At 66.1% G+C, this 20195-nt stretch carries 20 protein-coding genes; 9 read left to right on the top strand and 11 right to left on the bottom strand.

Features of this window, described 5'->3' with window-relative positions:
• Window positions 1-95 precede the first annotated feature (95 nt).
• The 4 genes from ACIGHN_RS22750 to ACIGHN_RS22735 form a co-directional block, all read right to left on the bottom strand.
• A complete protein-coding gene (locus ACIGHN_RS22750; protein ID WP_056173684.1) occupies window positions 96-386 on the bottom strand; it encodes a DUF1330 domain-containing protein in 291 nt (96 codons plus the stop codon).
• A 103-nt stretch (window positions 387-489) separates the two neighbouring features.
• A complete protein-coding gene (locus tag ACIGHN_RS22745; protein WP_396506251.1) occupies window positions 490-813 on the bottom strand; it encodes a hypothetical protein in 324 nt (107 codons plus the stop codon).
• A gap of 142 nt (window positions 814-955) precedes the next feature.
• A complete protein-coding gene (gene kdsA / locus ACIGHN_RS22740; RefSeq protein WP_396506249.1) occupies window positions 956-1810 on the bottom strand; it encodes a 3-deoxy-8-phosphooctulonate synthase in 855 nt (284 codons plus the stop codon).
• Window positions 1811-1820: 10 nt separating this feature from the next.
• Complete coding sequence (locus tag ACIGHN_RS22735; protein ID WP_056411832.1) at window positions 1821-3479, bottom strand: CTP synthase; 1659 nt, start codon at window positions 3477-3479, stop codon at window positions 1821-1823.
• Window positions 3480-3570: 91 nt separating this feature from the next.
• Here ACIGHN_RS22735 and coaBC point away from each other — a divergent pair, with 91 nt between their 5' ends.
• From coaBC to ACIGHN_RS22715, 4 genes are all read left to right on the top strand, one after another.
• Complete coding sequence (gene coaBC, locus ACIGHN_RS22730) at window positions 3571-4794, top strand: bifunctional phosphopantothenoylcysteine decarboxylase/phosphopantothenate--cysteine ligase CoaBC (protein WP_396506246.1); 1224 nt, start codon at window positions 3571-3573, stop codon at window positions 4792-4794.
• A 39-nt stretch (window positions 4795-4833) separates the two neighbouring features.
• On the top strand, window positions 4834-5331 hold the full coding sequence (locus ACIGHN_RS22725) for a hypothetical protein (RefSeq protein WP_396506245.1): 498 nt from the start codon (window positions 4834-4836) through the stop codon (window positions 5329-5331).
• A complete protein-coding gene (gene dut / locus ACIGHN_RS22720) occupies window positions 5328-5774 on the top strand; it encodes a dUTP diphosphatase (RefSeq protein WP_056173698.1) in 447 nt (148 codons plus the stop codon). The genes ACIGHN_RS22725 and dut overlap by 4 nt, the downstream gene beginning before the upstream one ends.
• Before the next feature lie 195 nt (window positions 5775-5969).
• On the top strand, window positions 5970-6476 hold the full coding sequence (locus ACIGHN_RS22715) for a glycine zipper 2TM domain-containing protein (RefSeq protein WP_056411827.1): 507 nt from the start codon (window positions 5970-5972) through the stop codon (window positions 6474-6476).
• A gap of 63 nt (window positions 6477-6539) precedes the next feature.
• On the opposite strand, the gene ACIGHN_RS22710 is transcribed toward ACIGHN_RS22715, so the two are convergent.
• On the bottom strand, window positions 6540-7064 hold the full coding sequence (locus tag ACIGHN_RS22710; RefSeq protein ID WP_396506243.1) for a peptidylprolyl isomerase: 525 nt from the start codon (window positions 7062-7064) through the stop codon (window positions 6540-6542).
• 55 nt (window positions 7065-7119) lie between these two features.
• Here ACIGHN_RS22710 and ACIGHN_RS22705 point away from each other — a divergent pair, with 55 nt between their 5' ends.
• Both ACIGHN_RS22705 and ACIGHN_RS22700 read left to right on the top strand, forming a co-directional pair.
• The gene (locus ACIGHN_RS22705; RefSeq protein WP_396506241.1) at window positions 7120-8256 is read left to right on the top strand and encodes a JmjC domain-containing protein; all 1137 of its coding nucleotides are present in this window, start codon (window positions 7120-7122) and stop codon (window positions 8254-8256) included.
• Between the two features lie 37 nt (window positions 8257-8293).
• Window positions 8294-8821: a hypothetical protein gene (locus ACIGHN_RS22700; RefSeq protein ID WP_396506239.1), complete on the top strand. Its 528-nt coding sequence runs from the start codon at window positions 8294-8296 to the stop codon at window positions 8819-8821.
• 707 nt (window positions 8822-9528) lie between these two features.
• On the opposite strand, the gene ACIGHN_RS22695 is transcribed toward ACIGHN_RS22700, so the two are convergent.
• The 6 genes from ACIGHN_RS22695 to ACIGHN_RS22670 all read right to left on the bottom strand — a co-directional run bounded on the left by ACIGHN_RS22695 (window position 9529) and on the right by ACIGHN_RS22670 (window position 14550).
• Complete coding sequence (locus ACIGHN_RS22695) at window positions 9529-10329, bottom strand: MBL fold metallo-hydrolase (protein WP_396506237.1); 801 nt, start codon at window positions 10327-10329, stop codon at window positions 9529-9531.
• A gap of 112 nt (window positions 10330-10441) precedes the next feature.
• Window positions 10442-11536, bottom strand: coding sequence for an outer membrane protein assembly factor BamC (bamC, locus tag ACIGHN_RS22690; RefSeq protein ID WP_082486169.1), 1095 nt, complete (start codon window positions 11534-11536; stop codon window positions 10442-10444).
• A 40-nt stretch (window positions 11537-11576) separates the two neighbouring features.
• Window positions 11577-12473, bottom strand: a complete 897-nt coding sequence (gene dapA, locus ACIGHN_RS22685; protein WP_056411817.1) for a 4-hydroxy-tetrahydrodipicolinate synthase — start codon at window positions 12471-12473, stop codon at window positions 11577-11579.
• A gap of 30 nt (window positions 12474-12503) precedes the next feature.
• Window positions 12504-13058 carry a class I SAM-dependent methyltransferase gene (locus tag ACIGHN_RS22680; protein WP_396506236.1) on the bottom strand — a complete coding sequence of 185 codons (555 nt, stop codon included), beginning with the start codon at window positions 13056-13058 and terminating at the stop codon, window positions 12504-12506.
• A 92-nt stretch (window positions 13059-13150) separates the two neighbouring features.
• Window positions 13151-13330 carry a hypothetical protein gene (locus ACIGHN_RS22675; protein WP_396506234.1) on the bottom strand — a complete coding sequence of 60 codons (180 nt, stop codon included), beginning with the start codon at window positions 13328-13330 and terminating at the stop codon, window positions 13151-13153.
• A 2-nt stretch (window positions 13331-13332) separates the two neighbouring features.
• Complete coding sequence (locus tag ACIGHN_RS22670; protein ID WP_056411813.1) at window positions 13333-14550, bottom strand: MFS transporter; 1218 nt, start codon at window positions 14548-14550, stop codon at window positions 13333-13335.
• Between the two features lie 261 nt (window positions 14551-14811).
• Here ACIGHN_RS22670 and ACIGHN_RS22665 point away from each other — a divergent pair, with 261 nt between their 5' ends.
• The 3 genes from ACIGHN_RS22665 to parC are packed head-to-tail and all read left to right on the top strand — an operon-like array spanning window position 14812 to window position 19971.
• Window positions 14812-16797, top strand: a complete 1986-nt coding sequence (locus ACIGHN_RS22665; RefSeq protein WP_396506232.1) for a DNA topoisomerase IV subunit B — start codon at window positions 14812-14814, stop codon at window positions 16795-16797.
• The gene (locus ACIGHN_RS22660; protein WP_396506230.1) at window positions 16775-17614 is read left to right on the top strand and encodes a lytic transglycosylase domain-containing protein; all 840 of its coding nucleotides are present in this window, start codon (window positions 16775-16777) and stop codon (window positions 17612-17614) included. Before ACIGHN_RS22665 ends, ACIGHN_RS22660 begins: the two co-directional genes overlap by 23 nt.
• Window positions 17611-19971 (top strand): DNA topoisomerase IV subunit A, encoded by a 2361-nt coding sequence (gene parC / locus ACIGHN_RS22655; protein ID WP_396506228.1) that lies wholly within the window; start codon window positions 17611-17613, stop codon window positions 19969-19971. The genes ACIGHN_RS22660 and parC overlap by 4 nt, the downstream gene beginning before the upstream one ends.
• The last annotated feature ends 224 nt before the right edge of the window (window positions 19972-20195 follow it).

Here is a 20195-nt window from a genome sequence, read left to right as displayed (position 1 = left end):
CGTCTGTGGTCATTCTATGCTACTGATTTGATAGTGGTCTGGCCGGGCAGGTACGAACAGGGTACAACCCGACCGGCGACGGGACGCCAGTGCGCTCAGACGCCTTCCACGCAGACCATGCGCATGATGGCCGCGCCTTCGCGCGCGGCCTTGGCTTTCTGGTACTCGGGCGTGTCGTAGAACGCGCGGGCCGCGTCGAAGCTCGCGAACTTGAGGATCACGGTACGGCCGGGGTTCCAGTCGCCTTCCAGCACTTCGACCTTGCCGCCGCGCACGCACACTTCGGCGCCGTGGGCCTGCATGGCCAGCGTGCTCCACTTGCGGTACTCCTCGTACTGCGTGGGGTTGGTGACGGTGACGGATGCGATGACGTAACCACTGCTCATGTCTCAGGCTCCAAAGTTGCTTGTGGGAGAAATACGGGTGACAGGACCTGCGAGTAGCAAGCGCAGCATTCTGCCGCAGTCCATCAGGGCGCTCTGATTCATCTCAAGCGTTGAACGACAAAACAAACCAAATTGCGCATGCGAGAACGATCAATGATCCAGAAAGAATTTTTTGGCCCGTCGATGCCGCTGTGGCGATGGCTAAACCTTGCGTGACGCAAATGGAGGCGAAGACCAGTCCGGTAAATAATTGCCGGTTGCCGTTGCTCTCGATGGAGCCTTCCTCAAGGCTCGGGTCCATCTGCAGCATCCAGTCGTGTTCGTTTCCGCCAAACAGCACCAGCAGGAACAGGCCCGCCGCATACATGCCAAACAGCACGATTCTCCATAGCGGCCGCATCGGCGTTTTTTGTCCGGCAGTGCGCATGACGGCGCTCCCGTTTGCCATGTTCGAAGTTGCCTTCTGGTCTCGTGCAGACAGGTCGAACTGAGGTGCACTCATAGCTTCTAGGTGCTGCTGTATGGCTACGCTGGCGACAGATCTGTGAAGTGCACGCTGAAAAATGAGCTCACTCGAAATCAGTTTCAAGCAGAGGCTGTGCCTTCACAACGCGGTCCAGGGCCACCAGCGTCTCCAGCAACGCCTTCATGTGCTTCAAAGGCACGGCGTTCGGTCCGTCCGACCACGCCTCTGCGGGACGGGGATGGGTTTCCATGAACAGCCCCGCCACGCCCACGGCCACGCCGGCGCGGGCCAGCACCGGCACCATGTCCCGCGCGCCGCCGCTGACGGCGCCCAGGCCGCCGGGCTTTTGCACCGAGTGGGTCACGTCGAACACCACCGGCGCGCCGGAGTTGCGCATCTCGGCCAGGCTGGTCATGTCGGCCACCAGGTTGTTGTAGCCAAAGCTCACGCCGCGTTCGCAGGCCAGGAAGCGGTCTTCCGACAGGCCCGCTTCGCTAGCAGCAGCGCGGGCCTTGTCGATGACGTTCTTCATGTCCCAGGGCGCGAGGAACTGGCCCTTCTTGATGTTCACCGGCTTGCCGGACTGGGCCACCGCGCGGATGAAGTCCGTCTGGCGGCACAGGAAGGCCGGGGTCTGCAGCACATCGACCACGCTGGCCACCTCGGCCACGTGCGAGGTGTCGTGCACGTCGGTCAGGATGGGTAGCTGCAGCTGGCGGCGCACTTCATCGAGGATCTTCAGGCCCGCGTCCAGCCCCACGCCGCGCTTGCTGGAGCCGGACGAGCGGTTGGCCTTGTCGAACGAGCCCTTGTAGATCAGCGGAATGCCCAGCGGTGCGCAGGCTTCCTTGAGTTGGCCGGCCACGTCGAGCGACATGTCCAGGCCTTCGATGGAACAGGTACCCGCGATCAGGAAGAAGCGCTGGTCCAGGCCGACGTTGAATCCGCACAGCTGCATAGGTCTCCCATCAGGCTTTGACAGCCGCTTGGTGGTGTTCGACGGCTGCCTTGATGAAGGCATTGAACAGCGGGTGGCCGTTCCATGGCGTCGACTTGAATTCGGGGTGGAACTGCACGCCGATGAACCAGGGGTGCACGGCCTGGGGCAGCTCGACGATCTCGGTCAACTGCTCGCGCTGGGTCAGCGCCGAGATCACGAGGCCGGCTTCGCGCAGCTGGTCGAGATAGTTCACGTTGGCTTCGTAGCGGTGGCGGTGACGCTCGGTCACCACGTCGCCGTAGATCGTGTGCGCCAGGGTGTCGGCCGACACGTCGGAGCTCTGCGCGCCCAGGCGCATGGTGCCGCCCAGGTCGGAGTTCTCGTTGCGGGTCTTGATGGTGCCGTCGGCATCCTTCCACTCGGTGATCAGCGCGATCACGGGGTGCGGGGTGGTGGCATCGAACTCGGTGCTGTTGGCGTTGGCCAGGCCGGCCACGTGGCGTGCGTACTCAATGGTCGCGACCTGCATGCCCAGGCAGATACCCAGGTAAGGGACCTTGTGCTCGCGTGCGAACTGGGCGGTGGCGATCTTGCCTTCCACACCGCGGGCGCCGAAGCCGCCCGGCACCAGGATGGCGTCGTACTTTGCGAGCTTGGCGGCAGCGTCGGCGCTCTCGATGGTCTCGGAGTCGACGTGGTCGATCTTCACGCGCACATGGTTGCGCATGCCGGCGTGGCGCAGTGCTTCGTTGACAGACTTGTAGCTGTCCGACAGATCCACATACTTGCCCACCATGGCGATGGTGACTTCGCCCTGCGGATGCTCGGTTTCGTGCACCAGGTCGTCCCAGCGCTTGAGGCTGGTGGGCGGCGTGTTCAGGCGCAGCTTGTCGCAGATGAGGCCATCGAGCCCCTGTTCGTGCAGCATGCGGGGCACCTTGTAGATGGTGTCCACGTCCCACATGCTGATCACGCCCCATTCGGGCACGTTGGTGAACAGCGAGATCTTGGCGCGCTCTTCCTCGGGAATGCGGCGGTCTGCGCGGCACAAGAGGGCGTCGGCCTGGATGCCGATCTCGCGCAGCTTCTGCACGGTGTGCTGGGTGGGCTTGGTCTTGAGCTCACCGGCCGCGGCGATCCAGGGCAGGTAGGTCAGGTGCACGAACGCCGCATTGTTGGGGCCCATGCGCAGGCTCATCTGGCGCACGGCTTCCAGGAACGGCAGCGATTCGATGTCGCCCACAGTGCCGCCGATCTCGACGATGGCCACATCCACGGCATCGGGCGTGCCGATGCCGGCGCCGCGCTTGATGAACTCCTGGATTTCGTTGGTCACGTGCGGGATGACCTGAACGGTCTTGCCCAGGTAGTCGCCGCGACGCTCTTTCTCCAGCACGGACTGGTAGATCTTGCCCGTGGTGAAGTTGTTGGTTTTCTTCATGCGCGTTTCGATGAAACGCTCATAGTGGCCCAGGTCGAGGTCGGTTTCTGCGCCGTCGTCGGTCACGAAAACCTCGCCGTGCTGGAACGGCGACATGGTGCCCGGATCTACGTTGATGTAGGGGTCAAGCTTGATGAGGGTGACTTTGAGTCCGCGCGATTCGAGAATCGCGGCAAGGGAGGCTGAGGCGATTCCCTTGCCCAGGGAAGACACCACACCGCCGGTGACGAAGACAAATTTGGTCATGTCTTTTTTGGTGGTGGGAAATTGGGATTATAGATGCCCCCCCGCCAGCCCCCCGCCGGCAGGGGGGCATACCGTCTGCTAAATTCGCCGCATGAATGAGCTCGCTGGCAAACACATGGTTCTGGGTCTGAGTGGAGGCGTGGCTTGCTACAAGTCGGCCGATCTGTGCCGCCAGCTCATCAAGGCAGGGGCCACCGTGCAGGTGGTGATGACCGAGGCGGCAGAGCAGTTCATCACCCCGGTGACCATGCAGGCGCTGTCCGGCCGCACGGTGTATGGCTCGCAGTGGGATGCGCGCGAGCCCAACAACATGCCCCACATCAACCTGAGCCGCGAGGCCGACGCGATCCTGATTGCGCCGTGCAGCGCGGACTTCATCGCCCGCCTGGTGCAGGGCAGGGCGGACGAGCTGCTCAGCTTGATGTGCCTGGCGCGCCCGGTGCAGCGCGTGCCGCTGCTGGTGGCGCCCGCCATGAACCGCGAAATGTGGGCCCACCCCGCCACACAGCGCAACCTGGCCCAGGTGGCGCAGGACGGCGCCGTGGTGCTGGGCGTGGGCAATGGCGACCAGGCCTGCGGCGAGACGGGCGACGGCCGGATGCTGGAGCCGGCCGAATTGCTCGAAGAAGTGATCGCGTTCTTCGCCCCCAAGGTGCTGGCGGGCCGCAAGGTGCTGGTCACGGCGGGCCCCACCTTCGAAGCCATCGACCCGGTGCGGGGCATCACCAACCTGTCGAGCGGCAAGATGGGGTTTGCCATCGCGCGGGCTGCGCGCGAAGCGGGTGCGGATGTCACCCTGGTGGCCGGCCCGGTGCACCTGCCCACGCCGCGCGGCGTGGGCCGTTTGGATGTGCAGTCGGCCCAGGACATGCTGGTGGCGGTGGAGCAGCGGGCGCAGGATGCTTCGGTTTTCATAGCAACTGCCGCCGTGGCCGACTGGCGCCCCGCTGCGCCGTCGGCCCAGAAGATCAAGAAGGATGGTTCCGGCCAGACGCCGACCCTCGGCTTCGTCGAGAACGCCGACATCCTGGCCCGCGTGGCGCAGTCTGCACGCGCTGTGGACGGCAGCCTGTTCTGCGTGGGGTTCGCGGCAGAAAGCCACGACCTGCTGGCCCATGCCACGGCCAAGCGCGCACGCAAGGGCGTGCCGCTGCTGGTGGGCAACATCGGCCCGGCAACCTTCGGGCAGGATGACAATGCCTTGCTGCTGGTCGACCAGAAGGGGCACCGGGAGCTGCCCCGCGCCTCCAAGCGCGTGCTGGCCCAGCAGCTCATCCAGGACATCGCGGCACGCCTGCCGCCTGCGCGGGCCTGAGACGCGAACACGTTCTGACACAGCCATCCAGGAGGCCACATGAAGACTGGTGCCACCAAGCCCGAGTGGGACACGCCGCCCGATGGCGATTTTGCAAGCTACGTGGAGCGCTTGACCGCACCGGCCGCGGCGAATGCCGCCAGGGCGGCGAGAGCGGTGCCTGTGGCGTCCATCCGAAGCACCGCCGCGAGCAAATCCCAGGCATCGGACGCCGCACGCGCAGCGGGGCAGATCGTGCCCCCGGACCTGGCCCAGGCGATGCTGCCGTTCCTCGGTCTGCTGCGTATCGTTCGGCCCGTGCTGCTGCTTTTGATCGTGATCCACGGCATTGCGCTGTTCATTTTCAGCCAGGGCTCACTGCCCGGCCTCGTGGTCATGGCGAGCATCTGGTGGGGGCTCGGCTGGTTGATCGAGTCGGCGCCGAAGATCATCGCCACCAGTCAAGATGCGGCGGGCTTTGGCACAGACGCATTGCAAGACCGACTGCGGCGGGTCGCCCAGCAACGCAAGCAAACAGGAAAGAAGAAACCGCAGTGAAGATTGATGTCAAGATTCTCGACCCGCGCATGGCGGACCAGTTGCCCACCTACGCCACGCCCGGCAGCGCAGGGCTGGACCTGCGGGCCTGCCTGGATGCACCGCTCACCCTGCAGCCCAACGCGTGGCAACTGGTGCCCACGGGCATCTCGGTGTACCTCAAGGACCCCGGCTACGCGGCGCTCATCCTTCCGCGCTCCGGCCTGGGCCACAAGCACGGCATCGTGCTGGGCAACTTGGTGGGCCTGATCGACAGCGATTACCAGGGGCAGCTCATGGTGAGTGCGTGGAACCGCAGCAGCACGGCCTTCACCCTGGAGCCCATGGAACGCCTGGCGCAACTGGTCATCGTGCCGGTGGTGCAGGCGCAGTTCAATGTGGTGACGGAGTTCGCAGCCACGGAACGCGGCGAGGGTGGCTACGGCTCCACGGGCAAGTCCTGAAAGCGATGCAGGACAGGTGAAGATGTAAGACGGCGCTTACTTTTCTAAGGGTCTGTTACGCACAGGAGCGTGGTCTCTGCGTCTACGCTGGGTAGGCTTGGGGCGTTGTTCCAATGATGGTGTGTTGCAAGGCGTGATGCCTGCGTACCGTGCTTGATACCTTGCTTGCCCTGAATCTGACCTTAGGAGATGAATATGTTGCAAATGACCCGTTCCTTCGCTGTTGCCGGTGCCGTCGTGCTGGCTGCTTCCCTCACAGCGTGTGGCCACAACCAATCCGCTCCTGCGCCCCAATACTCCGGCGGGTACTCTGGCGGCTATCAGACCGCGCCGTCCTACCCCAACAACCCGCAAGGCACCGAGTACGGCCGTGTCTCCAACATCGAAGTCCTGCAGAGCCGCGGTCAAGGCCAGACGTCCGGCGCTGGCGCCGTGATCGGTGCGGTGGTGGGTGGCGTGCTGGGTAACCAGATCGGCAAGGGCTCCGGTCGCGCTGCCGCGACGGGTGTGGGCATCATCGGTGGTGCCGTAGCCGGCAACGCCATCGAAGGCCGCAACTACAACAACCAGGAAGCCCAGGGCTACCGCCTGTCCGTCCAACTGGATCAGGGCGGCTACCGTGTCTACGACGTCGCGAACCCCGGCGACCTGCGCATTGGCGACCGCGTTCGCCTGTACAACGGCCAGATCTCGCGCGTCTGACCTGCACATACCTCTGGGTGTCGGGTGCTTGAAGGGGCCTCACCTTCCAGCACCTGACAGCCATCAGTGCAGCATCGAGCCGCCCGGCGCCTGCGGCTGCACGCGGAAGAAGCCGGTGCCTGCCGTGCCCCGTCCAATTTCCTCTTCGCTCGCCTCCCGCACGGCCTGAACCGTGAGCTGCAGGCGCAGCGCAATCCCTGCCAGCGGATGGTTGCCGTCCAGCACGACGTGCTCCGGGTAGATTTCCGCCACGGTGTACAGCGCGTTGCGCGGCGCGTCGGGGTTGCAACCGTCGGGCAGGGCGGTGCCTTCAAAGGTCATGCCTTCCTCGATCTCTGCCGGGAAGAGCGATCGCGGCTCCAGGAAGAGCAACTGGTCATCGAAGTCGCCAAAGGCGTCCTCTGGCTCCAGGTGCAGTTGCAGGGCAGCGCCGGGGCCGTGGCCTTGCAGTGCTTCTTCGATACGGGGCAGAAGGTCGTCTCCGCCCACCAAGAATTCCACCGGTTCGTCCAGAACGTCAAGTTCTTCGCCCAGGGTGTCTTTCAGTGTCCAGGTCAGCGCGACCACGCATTGTTGGGTAATTTCCATAGGAGAATTGTCGCAGTTTGATCAAAGGCCCTGTCGCTCGGGGCGGACCGCTTCCATGGATATCCAGCAACCCCTTTCCCTGCTCGGCGGTCTGACCCCTGCGCAGTTCATGCGCCGCCACTGGCAAAAAAAGCCGTTGCTGGTGCGCCAGGCCATTCCCCAGTTTCAGGCGCCCGTGCTGCGGGCCGACCTTTTCTCGCTGGCTGCGCAGGAGGGGGTGGAGTCGCGCCTGGTGCAGTTGGTCAAAGGCGTCTGGAAGCTGCGCCACGGGCCCTTCAGCCGCAGGGCCTTGCCTGCGCTGCAGCAGCCCGACTGGACCCTGCTGGTGCAGGGCGTGGATTTGCACAACGATGCCGTGCATGCGCTGATGCAGCAGTTCCGCTTCGTGCCCGAGGCGCGGCTCGACGACCTCATGATCAGTTATGCCTCCCACGGCGGCGGCGTGGGGCCGCATTTCGACAGCTACGACGTGTTCTTGCTGCAGGCCCACGGCAAACGCCGCTGGCGCATCGGGCGCCAGAAGGATCTGAGCCTGCGCGACGACATTCCCCTCAAGGTGCTGGCCCAGTTCGAGCCCGAGGAAGAGTTCGTGCTGGAGCCGGGTGACATGCTGTATTTGCCTCCCCGCTACGCCCACGACGGCATTGCCGAAGGGGAGTGCATGACCTATTCCATCGGCTTCCGCGCGCCTGCGCGTGCCGAGCTTGCCCAGGAGCTGCTGGTGCGCCTGGCCGAGGATGCAGGCGACGGGGAGGGCCCGCCATCGCTGTACCGCGATGCCGGGCAAGAGGCGGTCGCACAGCCTGCGGCCATCCCGGCAGGCCTGACCGACTTTGCCCGCGAGGCGCTGGCCAAGGCCTTGGCGGAGCCGCTGGTGCTGGAGCGCGCGCTGGGCGAATACCTGACCGAGCCCAAGGCGAGCGTGTGGTTCGAACCCGGCGACACGCGCGTGATGCTGGAAGGCGTGCGCCTGGACCGCAAGAGCCGCATGATGTACGACGCGCACCATGTGTTCATCAATGGCGAGAGCTACCGCGCCGCAGGCCGCGATGCCACCCTGATGCGCCGCCTGGCCGACCAGCGCCAGTTGACGGCGCGCGAGCTGGCCAAGGCCAGCGACGACGCGCTCGAGCTGCTGTCGTCCTGGTGCGATGACGGATGGGCGCATGCCTGGACGGAGCAAGCTGGCTGACGGATCGGTCGATCGAGCCATTCACCGGAGACCCTGCATGAGCGATACGCCTTCATCCCCTTCGCCCCACCCCGTGCTGCCCATCCTGCCCGCAGGCCGGTTCAGCAGCCGCGAGGACTTTCGGCAAATGGTGCGGGACGCGTTGGCCACGGCCGTGCGCGATGGCTGGCAGGAAATCGTCATCAGCGATGCGAACTTTCACGACTGGCCGCTGGGTGAGCGCAGCGTGGCCGACCTGCTGCAGGAATGGGCCCATGGCAGCCGGCGGTTCACCATGCTCGCGGGCAATTTTGACGACGTGGTGCGCCGCCACGCACGGTTTGTCCGTTGGCGCAGTACCTGGGACCACATCATCACCTGCCGGCGCAGCGCCTCGGCGGACCCGCTGGACATCCCCAGCGTGCTGTGGTCGCCGCAGTGGGTGATGCACCGGCTCGACCCTGAACGCTGCGTGGGGGTGACCGGCCCGGAGCCCGAACGCCGCGTGCTGCTGCGCGAGACGCTCAACGAGTGGCTGCGCAGCAAAAGCACGCCCGGTTTCCCCGCTTCCACGCTGGGTTTGTGAGTGCCGTGACCAGGGGTCGCGGATGTCAATGGCTTGTAAAGCTTTCGTCAGTGTTAGTCAGTATTGACTAAATACCAATATAATCGGCGGCTGCGCCAAAAAGGTGCAAGCCAAGTGCATTGTGCCAACGCGTACAGCGGCTTCCAAGAGCCTGACGCCGTGGCTTTTCAAGATACTTTGTCCAACTAGGAAAATCCAATGAAGAACTCCCTCGTTCTGGCCGCCCTGATCGCTGCTGCAGCCCTCGCCGCTTGCGGCAAGAAGGAAGAACCCGCTCCTGCTCCAGCACCAGCTCCTGTGGAAGCTCCTGCTCCAGCACCAGTGGCTCCTGCTGCTGAGGCTGTTCCTGCCGCTCCAGCTGCCTCTGAAGCAGCACCTGCTGCTTCCGACGCAGCCGCTCCTGCAGCTGACGCTGCTAAGGCCGCTGCTGACGCTGCCGCCGCTGCTGCAACTGCCGCTTCCGCAGCCAAGTAATTCGCTGCAGGTGCTGGCTGGTTGAAGAACCGGCCATCGCTGCAAGGCCCCGTACCGCAAGGTCGGGGCTTTTTTGTTTTTGGGGCTCGGCCTGCTTTCATCCGGAGTGGGTCCGTCGTTGATCTGCCCAGCGCAGGCGCTTGCACCTGCCGTGGCCACGAAGCCTTGGTGAAGGCCTGTGGGCGGCCGTTGGAAGACACGACCGCGTCCGCAGCTCCTGCGCGGGTTTCAGGTCACGCCGCCGCAGCGCGGGTCGCGATGACATCGAGCCAGGGCGTGCCGGCCGTGGGGCATGCCACCTGGATGGCTTCCGTGGGCCAGTCGAGGGCGGGGGCCAATGCCTCGCGGGCGATGGCGGGTGCGTTGTTCGTGGAGCTCAGGTGGGCGGCAACGATGGTCTGCAGGCCGGTATGTCGCACTGCCCGCAGGATGTCGGCCGTGACGCCATTGGCCAGGTGGCCATACGGGCCGCCCACCCGGCGCTTGAGAAACAGCGGGTAGCGGGACGCCTGCAGCATGGCGGGGTCGTGGTTGGCTTCGATCATCAGCGCATGGCAGCCCTGCAGCTGCTGCAGCACGTGGTCGCTGGCATGGCCCAGGTCGGTCAGCACGCCCAGGTGCGCTGCCCCATCGGAGCAGCGCAGCTGCAATGGCTCCCGGGCATCGTGGGGCACCGTGAAGGGCCGCGCCTCGAAGGTGCCCAGGTCGATGGGCGCCATGTCGTGCGCAATGCGCAGCATGTCGCCGAAGTCCGGCGCACCCAGCGCCGCGTGGGTCCCCTGGCTCATCCACACCGGGATGCGGTAGCGCAGGGCCACGGTTTGCGCGCAGCCGATGTGGTCGGAGTGTTCGTGGGTGATGAAGACAGCGTGGAGGTCTTCGATCTGCAGCTGTGCCTGTGCCAGGCGACCCTGTAACTGGCGAATGCCGAAGCCGCAGTCGATCAGGAGGCGGCGCACCTGGGTGTCGCTGCGGCCTTCGACCACGGTGGCATTGCCGGTGCTGCCACTCCCCAGGTTCTTGAAGCGCAGCATGGGGAGTGTTTTAAGTGTGGTGCCCGGACGAGATGGTCATCCCGGTCAGGCGCCCGTGGAGCGGTGCGGGCCACGGGGACCCGCCCAGACTCCACGGCGATGCGGCTGGTGGTTACTTGAGGTCGTCCGCGATCACGCGCACGATGCGCTCGGCGTTGGCCGACGATTCGGGTACGCCGGCTTCGTTGAGCACCGACACCGTGCTGGACTCGCCCTGGCTGCGCACGACGATGCGGAACTTGAGCGGTGGCGTGGCCGACGACGAGCCGCTGAACAGCTTGCCGAAGAACCCGGGTTCCTTCTTGTCGGCGTTGGGGGCGACATAGCGCACGAAGTACGTGCCTTCGTTGCGGTTGCGGTCTTCCACGGTGAAGCCGGTGCGGTCCAGTGCCAGGCCCACGCGGCGCCATGCGCGGTCGAAGCCTTCGTCCAGCTGGACCACGGGCTTGTTGTCCACCGTGGCCATGCGGGCAGACTGCGCGCGCGGTGCGGGTGCGGCCACCACGGCCTTGGATTGCTCCTGGCTCACGCCGAGCTTGACCATCAGGCGGCGCAGGAATTCGGTTTCCAGCTCCGGGTCGGAGGGGCGGGGCTGCCACACCGTGTTGTCCTTGGTGGCAGTGCCGTAGACCTCGATCATGCCGCGGTGGGTGATGTAGATCTCGGTGCCGCCGTTGGCATTGCGCTCCAGGCGGGTGCGGAACTTGTCGCGCTCGCCGGTGGAATACAGCGAGTCGAGCAGCTTGCCCAGGGTCGAGCGGATGAAGTCCTGCGGCAGCTTGGCGCGGTTTTCAGCCCAGTCGGTTTCCATGATGCCCACGTTGGCGTCGGCCTGCTCCAGGTTGAAGCCGCTTTCCTGCCAGAAGTCGCGCACCGGTTCCCAGAGCTTGTCGGCCGGGCGGTTGACCACCAGCCAGCGTTGGTTGCCATCGCGCTCGATGCGCACGTCGCCCAGTTGCAGGGCCGCGGCGTTGGCGGTGCCGGACGGCTGCGCCGCCTGGCCCGCCTGCATGGCAGCGGCCGACACGGCGCCGCCGGGCACGGCGTAGCGCGAGTCGCGCGACAGCTGGGTCAGGTCGGGCGGGACTTCGAGGGTCGAGCCCTTGGTGGCGCTCTTGTAGTCGATCTTGTCGCCTTCGAGGGCGGCGCAGGCGGACAGGGCCATGGCAACGGCCAGCAGGCTCAGGCGGGTGGTAGCAGCATTCACGCGGAAATCCTTGAAGTGTCAGGTGCGGGCGCGGCCCGGATTAGATCAGGCCGCTCGTGCGCAGCGCAGATTCGACGATGGCTTCGTTGCCGCTGGACAAGGGAGTCATGGGCAGGCGCATGGTGCCACCGCACAGGCCCATGCGGGCCATGGCCCACTTGACCGGGATGGGGTTGGCTTCGACGAACAGATTCTTGTGCACGGGCATCAGCTGGAACTGGATCTGCAGTGCGCGCTTGGCATCACCTGCCAGCGCGGCCACGCACAGTTCGTGCATCAGGCGCGGTGCCACGTTGGCCGTCACGCTGATGTTGCCGTGGCCGCCGCACAGCATCAGGGCCACGGCGGTCGGGTCGTCGCCCGAGTACACCGCAAAGCCTTCGGGCACATCGCGGATGAGCCACTGGGCGCGCTCGATGTTGCCGGTGGCTTCCTTGATGCCGATGATGCCGGGCACTTCGGCCAGGCGCAGCACGGTGTCGTGCTGCATATCGGCCACGGAGCGGCCGGGTACGTTGTACAGCACCACGGGCAGGTCGCCCGTGGCTTCGGCAATCGCCTTGAAGTGCTGGAACTGGCCCTCTTGCGTGGGCTTGTTGTAGTAGGGCACGACCTGCAGCTGGCTGTCGGCGCCCACGCCGCGCGCGAACTTGGCCAGCTCGATCGCTTCGGCGGTGGAGTTGGCGCCGCAGCCGGCCATGATGGGCACGCGCTTGGCAGACTGCTCCACGGCGACGCGGATGATCTCGCAATGCTCCTGAACGTTGACCGTGGGCGACTCGCCCGTGGTGCCCACCACGCCGATGCAGTCGGTGCCTTCGGCGATGTGCCAGTCGATCAGTTTGCGCAGGGTGGGGTAGTCCACGCTGCCGTCCTCGTGCATGGGGGTGACGAGGGCGACGATGCTGCCGGTAAGGGGGGCGCTGGGGAGGGTCATGTCCGCGTTGTAAAACGGTAAAAGAGCATTCTAACTAGGCGGCGAGACCAAAGGGTGCCGGGGCGGACTCCCCGCGTGCGGGAGTTCCCGTACCGATGTGATGCGCTGCACGAAACGGCCGGGATCTTGCAGGAAGCCATCCTCGTACGCCACAGTGCGCAGCGGCGCGCAGGCCGCGAGCAATTCGCCCGGCTGCAGCAGGAATTCAGGCCGGGCAGGGCGCCCCACGGTTTCGTTGCCCTGCGCAAAGGTTTCGTAGATCAGCACGCCACCCGGCGCCACGCTCTGCACGATGACGGGCAGCAGCGGCCGCCACAGATAGTGGGTGACCACCACGGCGCCGAACTGGCGCCCCGCCAAGGGCCACGGCCCTGCTTCGATGTCCGCCAGCAGCAACTCGCCGAGCCCCTCGCAGGCTGCCAAGGCCTCAACCGAGCGGTCCACGCCCACCACCGCGTGGCCCAGGCCGCGCAGCCAGCGCAGGTGGCGGCCCGCACCGCAGGCCACATCCAGGGCGGTGCTGCCAGGGGCGATCAGGTGGCTCCAGCGGCGCACCCATTCGGACGCCAGTTCATGACCGTGCATATGCTATGAAAATAATAGCTGCTAGCGCTAGTCAGAAGCGCGGTAGCAGCCAAAAAGACTTGAATCCCCGGGGCAGGCCCGGCCTGCGCAGCTCAGAAGCAGGCCCACATCTGGTCGGCCAGCATCACCATGAAGTCCGGCGCCGTGTACAGGCCGAACACCGCCAGGCAGGCCAGCACCGCCACCGCACCGGCCAGCCAGCGCAGCGCACGCGCAGGCTTGGCCGGTGCGTCGGCGGACGCGGGTCTGGGGGCGGCGGCTTGAGGTGTCATGGTCAGGCGGGTTGGGGCGTGCTGCGCGCGATGGGGCTTTCCTTGACCGGCAGGTTCACCAGGCCGGCAAACACCCCGAGCCCGATGGCGATGTACCAGACGATATCGTAGCTGCCCGTCGCGTCATAGAGGTAGCCACCCAGCCACACGCCCAGAAAGCTGCCGATTTGGTGGCTGAAGAACACGAAGCCGCCCAGCATCGACAGATGCTGCACGCCGAAGATCTGGGCGATGGTGGCGTTGGTGGGTGGAATGGTCGACAGCCACAGCGTGCCCATCACGGCGGAGAACACATATACCGACATCGGCGACAGCGGCACGATCAGGAACACGGTGATCACCGCGGCACGGGCGAAGTAGATGAAGGCCAGGATGTAGCGCTTGGGCATGCGCTGGCCCAGGGTGCCGGCCACGTAGGTGCCCAGCACGTTGAACAGGCCGATCAGCGCCAGCGCGTAGCTGGCCACCTGCGGCGACAGGCCGTGGTCCTTGAGGTAGCTGGGCATGTGCACCCCGATGAACACCACCTGGAAGCCGCACACGAAATACCCGGCCATCAGCAAATTGAAGCTGGGGTAGCGGAACGCCTCGCCCAGCGCCTGCACGATGGTCTGCTCGCGCTTGACTGGTGCGCTTCCCTTGAAGCCCGGCTCGCGCAGGCCGAAGGCCAGCGGCACGATGAGCAGCACCGCCATCGACAGCACCAGCAGCGCCTGCTGCCAGCCCAGCCCCGCAATCAGCCAGCCCTCCACCGGCACCATGAGGAACTGTCCGAACGATCCCGCCGCGGCTGCCACGCCCATGGCCCAGGACCGGCGCTCCGGCGCAATCTGCCGCCCCAGCACGCCGTAGATCACGGCGTAGGTGGTGCCGGCCTGCGCGGCGCCGATGAGCACCCCAGCGGTCAGCGCAAACAGCGTGGGCGTGGGCGACAGGGCCATGCCCGCCAGGCCCAGGCCGTACAGCACTGCACCGCCCATCAGCACCCGGAACGCCCCGAACCGGTCGGCCGCCATGCCCGCAAAGATGCCGATCACGCCCCAGGACAGGTTCTGGATCGCGATGGCCAGCGCGAACGACTGGCGCGTCCAGCCCATCTCCTGGGTGATGGGCAGCAGCCAGAGCCCGAACCCATGGCGGATACCCATGGACAGCGTCACGATGGCCGCGCCGCAGGCGAGCACCTGGAGCATGGACAGTTTGGGAGTATTCATATGCATGCGCAGGAATGTAGCCAGATTGGGCGAAACGCGCTGATACACCGGTAACCAATACAGTTGGCAGCGGGGTTGCGGCCCCGCCTTCAGCACGACAGTACCCTCGTGTGTTGCAACTGGCCCCAACGGCCCCACTGTTCATCCAACGCAGGCCCGTTCTCGCGGCCCGGCACCGCGTGGACCGTCACCACCGTCTTTGACAGTGCTACCGTCACTGGTTTTTCATCCAGCTATTGGCCCGCTGCCGCACTACAATCCGCCGCTATGTCTGCCAAACCGTCTTCCGTGTCCGCCAGTAGTGAATATTCCGAAGGGTCCATCCGTGTGCTCAAGGGCCTGGAGCCCGTCAAGCAGCGCCCGGGCATGTACACCCGCACCGACAACCCGCTGCACATCATCCAGGAAGTGCTGGACAACGCCGCCGACGAGGCCCTGGCCGGCCACGGCAAGAAGATCCGCGTCACGCTGCACGCCGACGGCTCGGTGAGCGTCGAAGACGACGGCCGCGGCATCCCCTTCGGCATGCACCCCGAAGAAAAGGCGCCGGTGATCGAGCTGGTGTTCACCCGCCTGCATGCGGGCGGCAAGTTCGACAAGGGCAAGGGCGGCGCGTACAGCTTCTCCGGTGGCCTGCACGGCGTGGGCGTGTCGGTCACCAACGCGCTGGCCACCCGGCTCGAAGCCACCAGCTACCGCGAAGGCAAGATGGCGCGCCTGGTGTTTTCTGCCGGCGACGTGATCGAACCCCTGGTGGCGCGCGCCCTGGAAGTGGGCGAGCGCAAGCAGGGCACCTCGGTGCGCGTGTGGCCCGACGCCAAGTATTTCGAGTCGAGCGCGCTGCCCATGGGCGAGCTCACCCACCTGCTGCGCAGCAAGGCCGTGCTGATGCCGGGCGTGACGGTGCAGCTCGTCAACGAGAAGACGCGCGACACGCAAACCTGGCAGTACAAGGGCGGCCTGCGCGACTACCTGATGCAGACGCTGCACGGCGAGCCGGTGATCCCGCTGTTCGAAGGCGAGGGCTTTGCCGACCGCCACAACGAGAGCTTTGCCGAGGGCGAGGGCGCGTCGTGGTGCGTGGCCTTCACCGAAGACGGCCAGCCCATGCGCGAGAGCTACGTCAACCTGATCCCCACCAGCGCCGGCGGCACGCACGAAAGCGGCCTGCGCGACGGTTTGTTCAACGCGGTCAAGAGTTTCATCGAACTGCACAGCCTGCTGCCCAAGGGCGTGAAGCTGCTGCCCGAAGACGTGTTCGCCCGCGCGAGCTACGTGCTCAGTGCCAAGGTGCTGGACCCGCAGTTCCAGGGCCAGATCAAGGAGCGGCTCAACTCGCGCGATGCGGTGCGCCTGGTGTCGGGCTTCGTGCGGCCGGCGCTCGAGCTGTGGCTCAACCAGCACGTCGACTACGGCAAGAAGCTGGCCGAACTGGCCATCAAGGCCGCGCAGACCCGCCAGAAGGCCGGCCAGAAGGTCGAAAAGCGCAAGGGCTCCGGCGTAGCCGTGCTGCCCGGCAAGCTGACTGATTGCGAAAGCCGCGACCTGGCCCACAACGAAGTCTTTCTGGTGGAGGGCGACTCGGCCGGCGGCAGCGCCAAGATGGGCCGCGACAAGGAAAGCCAGGCCATCCTGCCGCTGCGCGGCAAGGTGCTCAACACCTGGGAGGTGGAGCGCGACCGCCTGTTCGCCAACAACGAAATCCACGACATCTCGGTGGCCATCGGCGTGGACCCGCATGGGCCGAACGACACGCCCGACCTCTCGGGCCTGCGCTACGGCAAGGTCTGCATCTTGAGTGACGCCGACGTGGACGGCTCGCACATCCAGGTGCTGCTGCTCACGCTGTTCTTTCGCCACTTTCCCAAGCTCATCGAGGCCGGCCACATCTATGTGGCGCGCCCGCCGCTGTTCCGTGTGGACGTGCCGGCGCGCGGCAAGAAGCCTGCAGCCAAGATGTATGCGCTGGACGAGGGCGAGCTCACCGCCATCCTCGACAAATGCGCCAAGGACGGCGTGGCGCGCGAGAAGTGCCAGGTCAGCCGCTTCAAGGGCCTGGGCGAGATGAACGCCGAGCACCTGTGGGAAACCACGCTCAACCCCGACACCCGCCGCCTGATGCCGGTGCAGCTGGGCGACATGGACTTCGCCGCGACCGAGGCACTGATCACCAAGCTCATGGGCAAGGGTGAAGCCGCCTCGCGCCGCGAGCTGATGGAACTGCATGGCGATGCGGTCGACATCGACATCTGACCGCCTGCGCCTGGCGTGCGCGGGCCTGCTGCTGTGCCTGGCGCATGGCGCGGCCCAGGCCGACCTGTGGGCGTTTGTCGACGCGCGCGGCGTGACGCACTTCGCGCCGGAGCAGGTGGATGCCAACTACCACCTGTTCTTCAAGGGCAACGAGTTCGACTCCACGCGCGATGTACCCGCAGGTGCGCCGCCCATGCCGAACGCGCTGCCCCCGGCAGGCGCGCGGCTGCTGGCCTTTTTCGACATCGCGCCGGACTACAAGCGGGTGAAGCACCATCTGCGCGCGGCAGCGGCCCGGCATGACATCGACTATGAACTGCTCCAGGCCCTGATCGCCACCGAGTCCGGGTTCGACGCGGGCGCCGTGTCGCCCAAGGGTGCGGTGGGGCTCATGCAGGTGATGCCGGCCACCGCCACGCGCTTCGGGGTCAGTGCCGACGCCAAGCGCTCGGTCGAGAAGAAACTGGCCGACCCGGCCGTGAACGTGCCTGCGGGCACGCGCTACCTGCGCCACCTGATCGACATGTTTCCCGAGCGGCTGGACCTGGCGCTGGCGGCCTACAACGCGGGCGAGGGCGCGGTGCAGCGCGCCGGCAACAAGGTGCCGGCATACAAGGAAACGCAAAACTATGTGCGCACCGTCATGGGCCTGTACCACCAGCTCAAGCCGCCGGCTCCGGTGCTGGCCCAGCGCGCCGCGCCGGGCCGCGTGCGCATGGAGCTGTCGGGCGGCGCCGTGAACCGGGGCAACCTGCCACCCACGCGGGTGGCGCAGACGCCCCCACCGATTGAATCTGAATCCAACAAGAACGAATGAGCGACCAACCCACTCTCGATTTTCCGGCCTCCGACGACGGCGGCGATTCCCAGGGCCTGGCCAGCTACGCCCAGCGCGCGTACCTGGAGTACGCGCTCTCGGTCGTCAAGGGCCGCGCGCTGCCCGATGTGTGCGATGGCCTCAAGCCCGTGCAGCGGCGGATCTTGTTCTCGATGGACCGCATGGGCCTGGGCTACAGCGGCCCCACGCGCAACACGGCGGCCAAGCCGGTCAAGAGCGCCCGCGTGGTCGGCGATGTGCTGGGCAAGTACCACCCGCACGGTGACCAGTCGGCCTACGACGCACTCGTGCGGATGGCGCAGGACTTTGCCCAGCGCTACCCGCTGATCGACGGCCAGGGCAACTTCGGCAGCCGCGACGGCGATGGCGCTGCGGCCATGCGCTACACCGAGGCGCGCCTGTCGCGCATCACCGGCCTGCTGCTCGACGAGATCGACGAAGGCACGGTCGACTTCATGCCCAACTACGACGGCAGCGTTCAGGAGCCGCGCCAGCTGCCAGCACGCCTGCCGTTCGCGCTGCTCAACGGCGCCAGCGGCATCGCCGTAGGCCTGGCCACCGAAATCCCCAGCCACAACCTGCGCGAGATCGCTGATGCCTGCGTTGCGCTCATCAAGACCCCCGCCCTGAGCCAGGAAGACCTGATGGCGCTGGTGCCGGGCCCGGACTACCCGGGCGGCGGCCAGATCATCAGCGCGGCGTCCGACATTGCAGACGCTTACCGCACCGGCCGCGGCAGCCTCAAGGTGCGCGCACGTTGGAAGATCGAGGACCTGGCGCGCGGCCAGTGGCAACTGGTGGTCAACGAACTGCCCCCGGGCGTGAGCACGCAGAAGGTGCTGGAAGAGATCGAAGAGATCACCAACCCCAAGGTCAAGACCGGCAAGAAGGCGCTGTCGCAGGACCAGACGCAGCTCAAGGCCAGCATGCTGGCCGTGCTGGACGTCGTGCGCGACGAGTCCAGCAAGGACGCGCCCGTGCGCCTCGTGTTCGAGCCCAAGACCGGCAAGACGCCGCAGCAGGAACTCATCACCGCGCTGCTGGCGCACACCAGCCTTGAGTCGTCGGCCCCTATCAACCTCACGATGGTGGGGCTCGATGGCAAGCCCACGCAAAAATCCCTGCGGCAGATGCTGGAAGAGTGGATTGCCTTCCGCCAGGCCACCATCACCCGCCGCACGCAGCACCGCCTGGGCAAGGTGCTGGAGCGCATCCACATCCTCGAAGGGCGGCAGATCGTTCTGCTCAACATCGACGAGGTGATCGCCATCATCCGCCAAGCGGAAGACCCGAAGGCCGCGCTGATCGCGCGCTTCAACCTCAGCGACCGGCAGGCCGAAGACATCCTTGAAATCCGCCTGCGCCAATTGGCGCGCTTGGAGGCGATCAAGATCGAGCAGGAGCTCAAGGAGCTGCGCGAAAGCCAGGGCAAGCTCGAAGACATCCTGAACAACCCCAGCTCGCTGCGCCGCCTGATGGTCAAGGAGATCGAGGCCGATGCCAAGACCTTTGCCGACGCGCGCCGCACGCTGATCCAGGCCGAGAAGAAGGCCGTGGCCGAGGTCAAGGTGGTGGACGAACCAGTGACGGTGATCGTCTCGCAAAAGGGCTGGGTGCGCGCCCGCACCGGCCATGGCCACGAGTCCGCCAGCTTTGCCTTCAAGGCCGGCGACGGCCTGTACAACACCTTCGAATGCCGCACGGTCGACACGCTGCTGGCCTTCGGCAGCAACGGGCGCGTGTATTCCGTGCCGGTGTCGGCGCTGCCGGGCGCGCGGGGCGACGGCCAGCCGGTGACCACGCTGATCGAGCTGGAGTCGGGCACGCAGCTGCTGTACTACTTTGCCGGACCGGCGCAGGCCTCGCTGCTGCTGGCCGGCTCGGGCGGCTACGGCTTTCTGGCGTCGGTCGAGAACATGGTCTCGCGCCAGAAGGGCGGCAAGTCGTTCATCACCCTGGGCGACGGCGAGACGCTGTGCCAGCCCTCCCACGCCGCGGGGACGTCCAGCACCAGCGTTCCCGCCCTGGCGCCGGCGACGCACGTGGCCTGCGCCTCGGCGGGCGGGCGCATCCTTACGTTCGAGATCGCCGAACTGAAAACCATGGCCAATGGCGGCCGGGGCCTGATGCTGATCGACCTGGAAGACAAGGACACCCTGGCGGGCGCCGCGGCGTACACGCGCAGCATCCGCATCGACGGCATCGGCCGCGGTGGCAAGCAGCGCGACGAGACGCTGGAGATCCGTTCATTGAACAACGCCCGCGCTGCGCGGGGGCGCAAGGGCAAGGCGGCGGACCTGGGCTTCAAGCCCTCGGCCGTCACGCGCGTGGAATGACACCACCCGCGGAGCGTGCGCCCCACCGCCACCGGCGCTCCAATCAAGCCACCCTGAAGCCACCCTGCCGGGTGGCTTTTTTGTTGCGTCGCAGCACATCACGGGTTGCTACGGATTGGAAGAAAAGGCCGAACAGGCGCACCATATGTAAAAAAATGTCTGAGCAGGTGCGGGCTGGCGGTGCAAACAGTCTCCCGGATCAAAGGCTGACATTGGCAGATTTG

Source organism: Acidovorax sp. NPDC077693 (assembly GCF_044542805.1).
Taxonomy (GTDB): Bacteria; Pseudomonadota; Gammaproteobacteria; order Burkholderiales; family Burkholderiaceae_C; genus Acidovorax.
The sequence above is the reverse complement of the archived record's forward strand: the minus strand, read 5'-3'. Positions and strand labels throughout refer to the sequence as shown.

Coding starts and splice junctions, on each gene's coding strand:
- ACIGHN_RS22750 (WP_056173684.1), bottom strand. CDS start 386: ATGAGCAGTGGTTACGTCATCGCATCCGTCACCGTCACCAACCCCACG.
- ACIGHN_RS22745 (WP_396506251.1), bottom strand. CDS start 813: ATGCGCACTGCCGGACAAAAAACGCCGATGCGGCCGCTATGGAGAATC.
- kdsA (WP_396506249.1), bottom strand. CDS start 1,810: ATGCAGCTGTGCGGATTCAACGTCGGCCTGGACCAGCGCTTCTTCCTG.
- ACIGHN_RS22735 (WP_056411832.1), bottom strand. CDS start 3,479: ATGACCAAATTTGTCTTCGTCACCGGCGGTGTGGTGTCTTCCCTGGGC.
- coaBC (WP_396506246.1), top strand. CDS start 3,571: ATGAATGAGCTCGCTGGCAAACACATGGTTCTGGGTCTGAGTGGAGGC.
- ACIGHN_RS22725 (WP_396506245.1), top strand. CDS start 4,834: ATGAAGACTGGTGCCACCAAGCCCGAGTGGGACACGCCGCCCGATGGC.
- ACIGHN_RS22715 (WP_056411827.1), top strand. CDS start 5,970: ATGTTGCAAATGACCCGTTCCTTCGCTGTTGCCGGTGCCGTCGTGCTG.
- ACIGHN_RS22710 (WP_396506243.1), bottom strand. CDS start 7,064: ATGGAAATTACCCAACAATGCGTGGTCGCGCTGACCTGGACACTGAAA.
- ACIGHN_RS22705 (WP_396506241.1), top strand. CDS start 7,120: ATGGATATCCAGCAACCCCTTTCCCTGCTCGGCGGTCTGACCCCTGCG.
- ACIGHN_RS22700 (WP_396506239.1), top strand. CDS start 8,294: ATGAGCGATACGCCTTCATCCCCTTCGCCCCACCCCGTGCTGCCCATC.
- ACIGHN_RS22695 (WP_396506237.1), bottom strand. CDS start 10,329: ATGCTGCGCTTCAAGAACCTGGGGAGTGGCAGCACCGGCAATGCCACC.
- dapA (WP_056411817.1), bottom strand. CDS start 12,473: ATGACCCTCCCCAGCGCCCCCCTTACCGGCAGCATCGTCGCCCTCGTC.
- ACIGHN_RS22680 (WP_396506236.1), bottom strand. CDS start 13,058: ATGCACGGTCATGAACTGGCGTCCGAATGGGTGCGCCGCTGGAGCCAC.
- ACIGHN_RS22675 (WP_396506234.1), bottom strand. CDS start 13,330: ATGACACCTCAAGCCGCCGCCCCCAGACCCGCGTCCGCCGACGCACCG.
- ACIGHN_RS22670 (WP_056411813.1), bottom strand. CDS start 14,550: ATGCATATGAATACTCCCAAACTGTCCATGCTCCAGGTGCTCGCCTGC.
- ACIGHN_RS22665 (WP_396506232.1), top strand. CDS start 14,812: ATGTCTGCCAAACCGTCTTCCGTGTCCGCCAGTAGTGAATATTCCGAA.
- ACIGHN_RS22660 (WP_396506230.1), top strand. CDS start 16,775: ATGCGGTCGACATCGACATCTGACCGCCTGCGCCTGGCGTGCGCGGGC.
- parC (WP_396506228.1), top strand. CDS start 17,611: ATGAGCGACCAACCCACTCTCGATTTTCCGGCCTCCGACGACGGCGGC.